At 43.5% G+C, this 12,409-nt stretch carries 10 protein-coding genes; 3 read left to right on the top strand and 7 right to left on the bottom strand.

What is annotated here, in order from left to right; genetic code table 11:
- Positions 1 to 3: 3 nt before the first annotated feature.
- Complete coding sequence (locus A3860_RS07360) at positions 4 to 354, bottom strand: hypothetical protein (RefSeq protein WP_081145901.1); 351 nt, start codon at positions 352 to 354, stop codon at positions 4 to 6.
- Positions 355 to 1,277: 923 nt separating this feature from the next.
- On the opposite strand from A3860_RS07360, the gene A3860_RS07350 reads away from it, so the two are divergent.
- Positions 1,278 to 2,489, top strand: coding sequence for an ROK family transcriptional regulator (locus A3860_RS07350; protein WP_081145899.1), 1,212 nt, complete (start codon positions 1,278 to 1,280; stop codon positions 2,487 to 2,489).
- 125 nt (positions 2,490 to 2,614) lie between these two features.
- On the opposite strand, the gene bcp is transcribed toward A3860_RS07350, so the two are convergent.
- Both bcp and A3860_RS07340 read right to left on the bottom strand, forming a co-directional pair.
- Positions 2,615 to 3,076, bottom strand: coding sequence for a thioredoxin-dependent thiol peroxidase (gene bcp / locus A3860_RS07345; RefSeq protein WP_143773983.1), 462 nt, complete (start codon positions 3,074 to 3,076; stop codon positions 2,615 to 2,617).
- 12 nt (positions 3,077 to 3,088) lie between these two features.
- Complete coding sequence (locus A3860_RS07340) at positions 3,089 to 4,795, bottom strand: M23 family metallopeptidase (RefSeq protein WP_081145898.1); 1,707 nt, start codon at positions 4,793 to 4,795, stop codon at positions 3,089 to 3,091.
- Positions 4,796 to 5,215: 420 nt separating this feature from the next.
- Between A3860_RS07340 and A3860_RS07335 the strand changes: the two genes are divergently transcribed.
- Both A3860_RS07335 and carB read left to right on the top strand, forming a co-directional pair.
- Positions 5,216 to 5,431 carry a hypothetical protein gene (locus tag A3860_RS07335; protein WP_081145897.1) on the top strand — a complete coding sequence of 72 codons (216 nt, stop codon included), beginning with the start codon at positions 5,216 to 5,218 and terminating at the stop codon, positions 5,429 to 5,431.
- 432 nt (positions 5,432 to 5,863) lie between these two features.
- Positions 5,864 to 8,686, top strand: coding sequence for a carbamoyl-phosphate synthase large subunit (gene carB / locus A3860_RS07330; protein WP_081145935.1), 2,823 nt, complete (start codon positions 5,864 to 5,866; stop codon positions 8,684 to 8,686).
- Between the two features lie 75 nt (positions 8,687 to 8,761).
- On the opposite strand, the gene A3860_RS07325 is transcribed toward carB, so the two are convergent.
- The 4 genes from A3860_RS07325 to A3860_RS07305 form a co-directional block, all read right to left on the bottom strand.
- Positions 8,762 to 9,418, bottom strand: a complete 657-nt coding sequence (locus A3860_RS07325) for a response regulator transcription factor (RefSeq protein WP_081145896.1) — start codon at positions 9,416 to 9,418, stop codon at positions 8,762 to 8,764.
- Positions 9,419 to 9,436: 18 nt separating this feature from the next.
- Positions 9,437 to 10,228 (bottom strand): sensor histidine kinase, encoded by a 792-nt coding sequence (locus tag A3860_RS07320; protein WP_081145895.1) that lies wholly within the window; start codon positions 10,226 to 10,228, stop codon positions 9,437 to 9,439.
- 34 nt (positions 10,229 to 10,262) lie between these two features.
- On the bottom strand, positions 10,263 to 10,931 hold the full coding sequence (locus tag A3860_RS07315) for a hypothetical protein (RefSeq protein WP_081145894.1): 669 nt from the start codon (positions 10,929 to 10,931) through the stop codon (positions 10,263 to 10,265).
- An 802-nt stretch (positions 10,932 to 11,733) separates the two neighbouring features.
- Entirely contained in the window at positions 11,734 to 12,207 is a 474-nt protein-coding gene (locus A3860_RS07305) for a hypothetical protein (RefSeq protein WP_081145892.1), read from the bottom strand.
- Positions 12,208 to 12,409 lie beyond the last annotated feature (202 nt).

The following is a 12,409-nucleotide window of genomic DNA, read 5'->3' as shown; positions in this document are numbered from 1 at the left end:
TATTTAATTATTGGGAGCGCCGGCATCAACCCAGCAACTAATCGATTTTATCTGACTTGAAGAAAGCGATCCGGTTTGGGGCATAAAACGCGATACCACTGCCGATTTTATTTGTACTGCAGCATTTTTTATTTGCAAATAGCTGGTAAGGGCACCGGGTCCATTGATGCTTCCTGCAGCATGGCAATCGGTAATGGCGCAATTGGATTGTATGATGGGGCTAACATTCACAGAAAATGATGCATTTGTACCATCACAGGTAGTGATTCCATATAAGATCTCTTCCTTATCGTTATAACAACCATAGGATAATAAAATAACGCCTGTTAAAACGCCTGTAATTTTCTTTATCATAATTCAACAATTAAAAACAGCTGTGGAAAGCCAGCACCGAAGCAATAATGGTATTGCCATTTATGCTGGTCCGTTTTGCCAAATAAATGGCCGCCTGACAATAGCCTTTTCCGGTTGTTATAAAAACCTCAAAACAGATCGTCCGCGTTGTTTTTCACGAGTGGGGGTATTAATACAAATACCATGGAGTTGTACGATTAACTGTTCTGTTTGGTTGCCTGATATTAATTTTCATTTCGAATAAATGCAGTATTTGTTCAGCCTGTTTTAATACACCTGTAAGCACATAAAAAACCCTGTCCTTAAAAGGACAGGGTAACCAAACCCTAAAACTAAAAAATAACCCATATAGAAGCACGCCGTTTGCACGGCATGCTTACAAAGTTTGCAACCGGCGCATAGGTTTGAACGCTTTATATTAGTTCATATATCATGCACTCACAAGGACTGGTTTGTATATTTAAGAGATACCGGGCGATCCATTTGTTTTTATACCAAACAAAACCTGCTACTGGCAGAATAGCTTTATACCGGAATTGCATATTATAATTATATCCAGCCCCTTGTATCGGGCCGGGAACCCAGGGATCGGTTGGAACAGGCACTTTGCACTCACACTGAGGTTGCACGAAACAATACGTTAAAGAATGTAACATAGTTGCCCCGGTTCAGGCTTTCGGAATTTTTCTTTACAAATGTCAAAACCCCCGCTTTTTCTTTAGCTGCCTGAAACAAAGACATAAAAAACTGATTAAGAATGCAGGTGGTCAAAAGCAATTTTACTGTATCAAAAATGATTACCTGCCAAATGCAACGGAAGGTGGCGAAAACGGCTCTTTCGGAATTGTCGCAACACGCTTTTGTGAAATGCTTTAAAGTTCTGATACTTAACAGTAAATTTGGTAAAAGTTTCTCTACGCTACATGACGGAAAAGAATCAATTGTATAAAAAGAAGATCGTCAAGCATCTTTATTTTTCTAATATGCTTTCCTGCGCCGACCTGAGCGACAAGATCCATAAAAGCTTGCCCGTTACTACAAAAATGCTGGGAAAGCTTATTGAGGAGGGGTGGGTGACAGAAACCGGCTTTGCTGCCTCTACCGGTGGCCGGCGGGCTGTTATGTATTCCCTGAAGCCCGATGTACTGTATGTGGTTTCGGTGGCTATGGACCAGCTGATAACCCGCATTGCCATTTTAAACATGCAAAACAGCCAGGTAACTGAAACGGAAGTATTCGAGCTGCCCCTGCCTAAAAACCCGAAGGCGCTTTCGACCCTCACTGATAAAATTGATGAGGTTATAACCCGGTCGGGAATCCCCAGAAACAAGTTTGCGGGGGTAGGTATTGGCATGCCCGGTTTTGTGGATGCCTTACAGGGGGTGAACTATACTTTCCTTGAGCCGGAGCAGGGTACCCTTACCCAATTCATTTCATCGAAGATCAAACTGCCGGTATTTATCGATAACGATTCCCGGTTGATTGCACTGGCCGAGCTCATGTTCGGTGCTGCCCGTGGTAAAAAAAATGCCATGGTAATAAATGTTGGCTGGGGTGTTGGATTAGGTATGATCCTGAATGGTGAATTATTCAGAGGTCACAATGGGTTTGCCGGCGAGTTCAGCCACATTCCGCTTTTTTTAAATAATAAATTATGCAGCTGCGGAAAAAGCGGTTGCCTTGAAACCGAAACCTCCCTGCTGGTGGTAATTGAAAAAGCCAACAAAGGACTGAAAGAAGGGAAAATTTCACTCTTAAAAGAATTGTCGGTAGAACATGCCGAACAGGCTTTTCAGGAAATCATCAGTGCTGCAGGTAAAGGCGACAAGTTTGCAGTAGAAATTTTATCCCAATCGGGTTATAATATTGGCAGGGGCGTGGCCATTTTGATCCATTTGCTGAACCCCGAAGTAGTGATCTTAAGCGGTCGCGGTTCATCGGCCGGGAAAATATGGCAGGCGCCCATTCAGCAGGCACTAAATGAACATTGCATTCCGCGGTTGGCCTCCAATACAGAAATAGAAATTTCTTCCCTCGGCCATCAGGCCGAAATAACAGGCGCCGCGGCTCTCGTTATGGAAAATTTTGAAAAAAGCGATTTCAGGAAGGAACATTCGCATTCGATGCATAAATAAGCCTGATGATGGGTGGGAATTGTTACTTTTTCAGGAACAAAAATAGTAAGCCTAGGGTTGTAACCGTTTGTGCCACCATGTAAATAAACAGGTTTACCCGCCTTAATTTATTGATATCAATCAACTTATTTACCAGCTTCCACTATCTCCTCCGCATGCTGTTTATTCTTCGGCCGCAAAAAGATCCTGCTGATAACGCCTTTCTCATTAATGACAAAAGTGGTGCGGTGAACGCCCATGTATTTATTTCCAAACATTTGCTTTTCGCCCCACACCCCGTATTTGTTTATGATGGCATGATCGGGGTCGGCCAGCAGTGTAAATGGTAAATTGAATTTCGTCTCGAATTTCTTGTGGCTTTTTTCATCGTTCGGACTAACCCCTAACACTTCAAATCCGTTCTTCTTCAATATAGCATAATTATCGCGCAAATTGCAGGCCTGAACCGTACAGGTAGGCGTATCGTCTTCGGGATAAAAATATAACACTACCTTCTTCCCTTTGAATTCGCTCAATGATACCTTTTTACCGTTCTGGTCCTTTGCCTGGAATGCCGGCGCCTTATCGCCTTCTTTCAACGTGATCATATAATATGCAAATTAGCGGGTAAAATTATACGTTTTCTCGGTTACGTTCCCCGCTTCATCTTCAGCGTGGATCTTTAACTCATGCTGGCCCCCCATACATTTTTCATCAAAAGAGTACAGGAAGGTTTTCCCTTTGTCGTTGGTAAATCGCAGCCATTTCCCATCCAGCAGAACCCGTACTTTTTTAAATTCCTCCAAATTATCTTTTACTGTAAACGCTATGCGAACAGCTTTGCTCATATTGGAACCATCAGTAAAACCAATGGGCACAATCACCGGCGGTTCGGTATCAACCACCAACTGAAAACTTCCAAAATCGCGGAAACGGGCCGAGGCCCAGTTGCCCTGCCACTGAACTTTTTGAACTTCTTTTTTAGTGCCAACAAACCATTGCATCACGGTACGTGATCTTTCGGCATCGGTAAGGGGCCGGGTGGGCTGAAGCCGTATGAGAAAAGAATCCCGTAAAGGAATATACGGCGCCCCAATAGTATGGATCGACGATACTACCTCTGTATTCGTATTAGCCGACTTATTGTACCGGATATGCACCGAATCGTACAAACAGCGTTCACCAATATAAAACTCGCAATCGGCGCTTTCAAAACCGTCCATCATCTGGGGATAGAACTTTTTGCCGGCAGGCGCTGGCCGCTCCGGATCGGTTCCGGAATATTGAATTTTGAAATTAAGCGTACTGGTATTTCCAATGGCATCTTTTACTACAATGGAAACCGTATGTACGGCGCCGTCGCTTACATCTATGGCGCCATTCCCTTTATTGCGGCGGTAAATGGCATTCGCATAACCCGGCAGTTCGGTCAGGAATTGCAAAAAAGGGCCGCCCTGGAACTTTGTTTTATAATCAATATGCGCATTCAGGTCGCGGGTATCGTTATAACTGATATTATCCATTCTGAAAGCAACCACCGGTTGTTCATCAACCAGCAGGGTCGATTCAAAAATGCCATTATGATTGGTGGAACCGGTTTGAGTGTCATAGGCCCCAATGGCAAAGCTCACCACAGGCGAAGTAACAGTAATTACCGAAGGGGTGGGCATATAAGTAGAACCGGAAATGGCCCGTACGGGAAATAACCGGGGCGATTGTTCATATACACTTACTGTTCTGTCGTACACCGCCAACCGCTGCAGTTGGGGCGGAACGGCATCATCGACCGGGAACCCGAATAAAAAAGGATTCAGGTTTACATCGCCGTTGGTACGCCTCACTTCAAAATGTACGTGCGGCGCCTGCGACCCACCGGTATTACCACTATTGGCAAGGAAATCTCCCTTCTTTACCGGGAAAAGATTGGCCGGCAATTCGAGAAAAACCTTCCACGATTCCTGTTGGTATTGCTGGTCTTTTACCCATTTTTCCAATGCAGGATTGAAAGCATTCAAATGAGCATATACTGTAGTAAACCCATTAGGGTGTACTACGTAGATCGCGCGGCCAAACCCGAAAGGTTCTATTTTAATTCGGCCGACATAACCATCTGCGGCCGCATATACAGGCAGGTTTTCCCGGGCATTTGTTTTTATATCAAAACCCATGTGGTAGTGATTGGGGCGTAATTCACCAAAATTGCCTGCCAGCCGCATGGGAATATCAAGCGGATCGCGGAAATACCCCTGGGGATAACTGGTTGGCGGAAAGATCTGGGCAACCAGATTGGTGCAATTCAACAGCAACAATAGTGTGAGAATTCTCATAGGTTCTTTTGACTTGATTAATCAGAACTGTTTATAGTTATTGATAAGGCTGCAAAACTAAGTGGTTGGGGGAATAACCGGCAAAATGTTATGCAAAAATTGGTTCTTATCATCATAATACCGGTGGTTTTATGAACAGGGCAAAATGCCACTACCCACTATCCACTAGCCTGTATTAAAAGCAGATCAGAGCGGTGTGAAATTGAGAAAAAATTTTTGTATTAATTAAATATTAAGCGGGTTACCTGCACCAAAAAACCAGAATAAAATAAAAAGAGGACCATTAAGGGTTTTGATGTGTTAATTTTTAAAAAATACCCACATAGTGGTATGATTTTTATCAACATTGGAACAGCATTTGGCTTATATAAGTTGTCTTAAAAAAGGAATTGGAACGAATAATTTTACAAACTCGGTTTTATGAAAACGCTAAGGAACAGGTTGATACTTTTATTGGCTCTGTCGATCGGCACGATAGTAGGTATCTTTCGTGGAAATGAAGCTAAACAAAAATGGGTATTCCGTATCAAAAGTCGTTTTGATGAAAAACGACAAATAGCCGAACAGAAGAAACTGGTACGGGGTGGTGGCGTTGCGCTTGATGATATTGAATTAGCCGCTTTTCACAACAACTGATTTACGATAAATTTCAGCCAGCAATTCAAAGCCTTTGCCGGATGGTGAAGGCTTTTTTTATTTCGCACCCCCAGGCAGGCGCACAGTTTCCAGTTACCGGCTCATAATTCCATTTATTACTCTCTACATTCTGCCATCTACTTCTTTCCCGCTTAACAAACGGTCGTTTCCCCAATGAAGCCTAAAAGGAATTTTAATGCGTGGGCCCTTCGTTCTATCTCATAATGACCCATTTACCCGCCTCTTCCACCAATGTCTTCCGGCCCCGTACTTCCGGGCTTCGGCTTCTTATAAAATTAATCGGCAAAATTCCCCCCGCTACCTTACTTTTGCGCAATTTATCCCGCCAATATCGCCACCCCGTTGTGGCAAAACAGGCTCCGGATGAAGGTTCAACAAGGTTTATTCAAAAAAAATCGCTCTTTACTCAAAATGCCAAAAGACACTTCTATCAAGTCAGTATTAATTATCGGTTCAGGTCCCATTATTATCGGCCAGGCTTGTGAATTTGATTATTCCGGTTCACAGGCAGCCCGTAGTATCAGGGAAGAAGGAATTAAAGTAATTCTCATCAACAGCAATCCTGCTACCATTATGACCGACCCTATGATGGCAGACAAGGTGTACCTGTTGCCACTGACGGTAGAGAGCATTGAGCAAATACTGGAAGAAAACCAGATTGATGCGGTGCTACCGACCATGGGAGGACAAACAGCCTTAAACCTGGCTAAAGAAGCTGCGGAACTGGGTGTGTGGGAAAAATACAACGTTCGAATGATCGGGGTTGATATAGCCGCCATCGATACAGCTGAAGACCGGGAGAAATTCCGCCAGCTGATGTTCAAAATAGGCGTTCAGGTTGCTCCGTCAAGAGTGGCCAACTCCCTGCTCGAAGGAAAGGAATTTGCCCAGGAAATAGGGTTCCCGCTGGTTATTCGCCCTTCATTTACTTTGGGTGGAACCGGAGGCGGATTCGTTCACGACAAAACCGAACTGGAAGCGGCCCTCGACAGAGGTTTGAAAGCATCGCCCATACATGAAGTGCTGGTAGAAAAAGCTGTTCTGGGCTGGAAAGAATATGAGCTGGAGCTGCTGCGCGACAAAAATGATAACGTAGCCATCATTTGTACAGTTGAGAACATTGACCCCATGGGTGTGCACACCGGTGATTCCATTACCGTGGCGCCGGCCATGACCCTGAGCGATACCGCGTTCCAGGATATGCGTAACCAGGCCATTCTGATGATGCGCAGCCTGGGTAACTTCGCCGGCGGTTGTAACGTTCAGTTCGCCCTGAATCCCGATACAGAAGAACTCATTTCAGTTGAAATAAACCCCCGCGTAAGCCGGTCATCGGCCCTGGCCTCCAAAGCCACCGGTTACCCCATCGCCAAAATAGCCGCCAAGCTCGCTATTGGCTATACGCTCGATGAACTGAAGAACCAGATCACCCAAACCACTTCGGCTTACTTTGAGCCCGCACTGGATTATGTGATCGTTAAAATGCCCCGCTGGAACTTCGATAAATTCAAAGGCGCCAACGATACACTGGGCCTGCAAATGAAAAGCGTGGGCGAGGTTATGGCCATTGGCAGAAGCTTTGGCGAAGCCATTCAGAAAGCCTGTCAGAGCCTCGAGAACAACGCGGTTGGGCTGGGTTACTACGGAAAAAGCCAGATGCACGCCGAAGAACTCATCGAATACATCAAGACCCCGAAATGGGACCGCATCTTCCGCATTAAAGATGCCCTCATGGGCGGTGTATCAGTAGGCACCATTGCCAAAGCAACACGCATCGACCGCTGGTTCATTAACGAGGTTAAGAAGATCGTAGATATCGAAAAAGAGATCGTAAAATATAAAACCGCCACCCTGCCCATCGAACTGCTGAAAGAAGCCAAATTCCAGGGCTTCAGCGATGAGCAGATCTCTAAAATAATGCAGGATGGCAGTGATGAAGAAATATATGCCAAACGGAAAGCGGCAGGCATAACCCGCGTTTACAAAATGGTTGATACCTGCAGCGCCGAATTTGAAGCTAAAACACCTTACTTCTACTCTACTTTCGAATCGGGCAACTACAACGAAAGCAAAGTCAGCAACCGCAAAAAAGTGATCGTCCTGGGTTCAGGCCCCAACCGCATTGGCCAGGGTATTGAATTCGACTACTGCTGCGTGCATGGCTTGCTGGCCCTGAAAGAATGCGGTTACGAAGCCATCATGATGAACTGTAACCCCGAAACCGTGTCAACCGACTTCGACATGGCCGATAAACTGTATTTTGAACCCGTATTCTGGGAGCACCTGTGGGAACTGATAGAACATGAGAAACCGGAAGGCGTGATCGTGCAGTTGGGCGGACAAACGGCCCTGAAACTCGCTGAACGTTTGACCAAGAAAGGTGTTAAGATCATTGGTACTTCATTCGACAATATGGATATCGCGGAAGACCGCGGCCGCTTCAGCGATATGCTGAAAGAACTGAAGATCCCCTATCCTAACTACGGAACCGCGTACACAGTTGATGAAGCCGTTGAAGTAGCTAACAAGGTAGGATATCCCGTACTGGTTCGCCCCAGCTATGTATTGGGCGGACAAAGAATGCGGATCGTGATCAATGATGAAGAGGTGGAAAAAGCGGTAGTAAGCCTGCTGAAACACATTCCTGGTAACAAGATCCTCATTGACCATTTCCTCGACCGCTGCCAGGAGGCCGAAATAGACGCCATTTGCGACGGAGAAGAAGTTCATATAATGGGTGTAATGGAACACATTGAACCGGCAGGTATCCATAGCGGCGATAGCAATGCTGTGTTGCCTCAGTTCAACCTGAGCCCACTGATCGTTGAAACCATGGAAGAGTACGCCCGCAAGATCGCATTCAAATTAAATATCAAAGGGCTTATCAACATTCAGTTTGCCATCAAAGACGGCAAAGTGTATGTGATTGAGGCCAATCCACGCGCATCGCGTACCACCCCGTTTATTGCAAAAGCCTACCAGATCCCGTATCTGAACGTTGCTACCAAGATCATGTTAGGCGCCAATAAACTGCGCGATTTCAAATTCGTGAAACGCCTGAAGGGTTATGCGATCAAAGAACCGGTGTTCAGCTTTGAAAAATTCCCCGGAGTTAGCAAAGAGCTGGGACCTGAAATGAAAAGTACAGGTGAAGCTATCCGCTTTATTAAGGACCTGCGCGATCCTTACTTCCGTCAGCTTTACAAAGACAGAAGTATGTACCTGAGCAAGTAGTTCATTGTAACCTACATAAGAAAAAGCCTCCCGGGAAATCGAGAGGCTTTTTTATTGATGTATAAGTTGCATTTTTTAAATCTCAACCATATTATGCTTGATGGCATAAATAACCAGCCCCACGCGGGTCTTTACGCCCAGCTTTTCAAAACATGAATTGCGGTAATCATCTACCGTACGGGGGCTTACGAACATTTTACCGGCGATATCCTTATAGGTGAGCTCGGTACAAACCCATTTCAGGAACTCTCGTTCTTTTTCGGTGAGTGATACGGGTTCATTCGGTTTATCCATGTCTTTATGCAGCCCGCTGATGATCTTACCCGAAATAAGTTCAGAAAGGTAGAAGTCTTTATGCAATACAGAATCAAGGGCTAGCTTTAGTTCTTCGGGCTCGGCATTTTTCATGATATAGCCTTTGGCGCCCAGGCGCAGCATACGAATGATGATGTTCTCATCGCTGAACATAGACAAAGCCAGGATCTTTACCTGCGGAAAATTCTTGTAGATCCATTTGGCCGTATCATACCCGTCTATATCCGGCATATTCACGTCGAGCAAAATAATGTCGGGTATAATGTGTTTACTGAGCTTTTCCTTAACATCCTGCCCGTTACTGGCCTCAAACAATACTTTATAGTTCTCAAAAGAATTGATCAAACGTGCCAGCGCATTACGCAGCAATGTGTGGTCATCTGCAACTGCTACCTGTATGTTTTTATGAACCGTCATTTATCGCGCATTCACTTTTTAATGGGGTAAAGGTAATTGAATGGTCACAACAGTACCATGACCGGGCTCACTCTGCATATCAATATCAGCACCAATAAGCTTTCCCCGGTTGAAAATACTCTTTAATCCAACACCAGCCGCAGAGGACGTGGAATTTTTCTTTTCCGCCACATTGAACCCTATGCCATCATCGATAATTTTCATGATGAACTTATCGTCGAGGTAAGTTAAGGCAACCTGTATCTTTTTGGCCTTCGAGTGTTTTAATATATTGTTGAGATTTTCCTGGAATACCCTGAACAACACAATTGATTTTTGATCGTCGAGACTTTGTTCTATGCCGTTTACTGAATATTCAATATCCAACAATCCGGTGCGGTTAATATTCTCCAGTTCAAAATGAATCGACTCTGCCAATCCGATCTGGGTTATACGGTCGGTATGAAGGCTCTTGGTGAGGTTTGCCAAATCGACCATGGCTTTATTCAATACCTGGCGGGCGCCCTGCACCGGCTCCCAGGCTTCATGCTTGTCGTTCATTGGCAATACAGCCAGGCTAAGTTTTACTACCGACAGCATCTGGCCGATATTATCATGCAGTTCCTGCCCGATATTCTTAAAAGTTTCTTCCTGTATTTCCAGTTGCGATTTCAGTGCTTCCCGTTCATACTCCTCTTTCATGCGTGTTATTTCCAGCTCCTGCCGATGCTGTCTTCGTTGGTACAGGAAAAGAATGGTAACAATAAAGCCTACGAGGAACACCGCCAGTATAGCCCCTATTATTATTACTATATAGATCTCCGAATTCATATCAGAACCATTGCGTGGCAATTTAGTATAAAGTTTAACGCTGTAACGACGAACGCACGCTGTTTTTATACAGGTACCTGAATGCCACTATAAACATGGAATAAACAATAAGGTTTATCAGGTTAAGCAGGATGCTTATTAACCTCAATTCTACTTTTGATAAATGCAGGTCAAAATAGGGGGGCAAGAGCAAGGGAACCATAGCGGTCTCCAACACCAATATACTGCTGGCGATCCAGAAGTAAGGCTTTTTGAACGGATTGCAGGCTATGTCTTTTTTAAATTGTTCATTTAACGAATAACCACTGAAAAAGGATAAAATAACCGCGCCGGTAAAATAATTAAGGGTATTAAAAGTATGCATTCCCTGTATCACCCCAATATTAAGGGTGGCAAATATGGAGTATGCGATGGCAAGGCAGGTCAACAATTGTTTCATGCGCCTGTTTTCTATCATCTGTACCAACATATAGCTGTAAAAACAGAACTGAAATATCAGGTATATATTGTATATGAAATAGTTGCCACCCAACCTTTTGGGCCATGTCATTGCTAATATTTCGTTTATAAATGTCAGCAACAGGAACCAGGGCAACAACTTTAAGGGCAGGAAAGTTCTATTTAACCCCCGGGTATAATAAAAACCAGTGAAAGTACCAATAAGCAATAGAACAAGGTAAGCGTCAAAAACGTATTTACTCATTTCCGTTTATTAAGAGAATGCATACTCTATCGTTGCTACAGTTAGTCTATTTTACAACATTACCGTATTATACCAATTTGGCCTTATTTTTTTTCAGATTGGTCCTGCATAAAAAAGCAATGGAAAACAAAGAATATAATAAAAGATTCAGGATTGTTTGAATGGCTCGCAAATTTTTTATCAGGATTTTTGGCAAACCATGCAATTGGTTCCATAAACCAAACAGGGGTAATGAACAGGAGTAAAAGAATAACAGTCCCGTACATAGCCAGAAAGCCGGTTCTTTTACCAGATTTACAGAGTGTGTAATTCGAAATATCTCAAAAAAATAATAGATACACGCTAGCACTACCAATAAACAGCCTAACGAGTAGGTAATAGTATGAAACGTTCCTGGTTGTATAAAGAATACGTTGATAGTAACCAAAATGGGATAAACTATCATGACCCAGAAAATGATTCGTTTGGCTTTTTGATTGTATATAATAAACCTTATGATCAACAGGTAATACACAAATTCAAAAGCTGTAAAGAAGCAATATAACAGGTTTACAGTAAACACATGCTTCCTTAATTCATAACCAGTTATCTCAATAATGATCGTTAAAGCAATGAAGAAGGAAAACGATTTCAGGTATTTAGGTATAGAAGCCTGTAAAAACAGGTTTACAGACGCCAGCAGGCAAATTATCTCAATTAAAAGCGCAGGAAAGTTCATCGGCGCTAATGTAGAAAATTCAGCAATAAAAAAAAATCCGGCATATACATATGCCGGATTTAATTATATAAAGTGTAAAGTATTTTATACTACAATCATGCCTTTTTCACCCTTGTCGATAATTGTGATACCAAAACCATCATCGCCCCCCCAACCATCGCCTCCGGGCATTGGTTGACTCATATTATAAGCCAGAAGGGTTTTGCCTTTTGGCGTATCCAGGTAAATATTCTTATGCGTAGCTCCTGATTCTGTTTCTTGAATCTCTGTTGCAACAAACACGGTTGTTTGTTTTCCGGCTGAAGCAGGTCTCTCAGTAAAATTCTCGGGATACACCCCAAAGTGAATGGTAACGGTATTGGCTCCAGCTTCTTTTGATCTTTGCAGGAACTCTTCCAGTTCTTCGATGGAATAGTAAAGACTCAGTGTATCCTCATGTCCCAATCGCTCAGAGTTCTGGCTCCACCTTTCTTGTTTATATGTGCGAACAAGGGTATTCACATGGTTCATGTCAACGTATTTACCTACCCTTAAGGATTTTTTTTCAATTGTAGTCATAGCTTGTGAGTTTTGATATGAGTGATTGTGTTGTCGATGTAAAAGTAACGGCACAAGCATAGAGATTTTCGGCTACAACTAGGTGTTAGTCATAGAATTACAAATTACTATTATTCATAAAGTGAAGAAGTTCAACTAGTCACGTGAAAAAGACGGTTCAAATACCGTTAAAAGATGAGAAAACAACCGTTAATACAACGCC

Source organism: Niastella vici (assembly GCF_002077945.1).
Classification (GTDB): Bacteria; Bacteroidota; Bacteroidia; order Chitinophagales; family Chitinophagaceae; genus Niastella; species Niastella vici.
The sequence above is the reverse complement of the archived record's forward strand: the minus strand, read 5'-3'. Positions and strand labels throughout refer to the sequence as shown.

Coding starts and splice junctions, on each gene's coding strand:
- bcp (WP_143773983.1), bottom strand. CDS start 3,076: ATGATCACGTTGAAAGAAGGCGATAAGGCGCCGGCATTCCAGGCAAAG.
- A3860_RS07320 (WP_081145895.1), bottom strand. CDS start 10,228: ATGAATTCGGAGATCTATATAGTAATAATAATAGGGGCTATACTGGCG.
- A3860_RS07340 (WP_081145898.1), bottom strand. CDS start 4,795: ATGAGAATTCTCACACTATTGTTGCTGTTGAATTGCACCAATCTGGTT.
- A3860_RS07350 (WP_081145899.1), top strand. CDS start 1,278: ATGACGGAAAAGAATCAATTGTATAAAAAGAAGATCGTCAAGCATCTT.
- A3860_RS07315 (WP_081145894.1), bottom strand. CDS start 10,931: ATGAGTAAATACGTTTTTGACGCTTACCTTGTTCTATTGCTTATTGGT.
- A3860_RS07360 (WP_081145901.1), bottom strand. CDS start 354: ATGATAAAGAAAATTACAGGCGTTTTAACAGGCGTTATTTTATTATCC.
- A3860_RS07325 (WP_081145896.1), bottom strand. CDS start 9,418: ATGACGGTTCATAAAAACATACAGGTAGCAGTTGCAGATGACCACACA.
- A3860_RS07335 (WP_081145897.1), top strand. CDS start 5,216: ATGAAAACGCTAAGGAACAGGTTGATACTTTTATTGGCTCTGTCGATC.
- A3860_RS07305 (WP_081145892.1), bottom strand. CDS start 12,207: ATGACTACAATTGAAAAAAAATCCTTAAGGGTAGGTAAATACGTTGAC.
- carB (WP_081145935.1), top strand. CDS start 5,864: ATGCCAAAAGACACTTCTATCAAGTCAGTATTAATTATCGGTTCAGGT.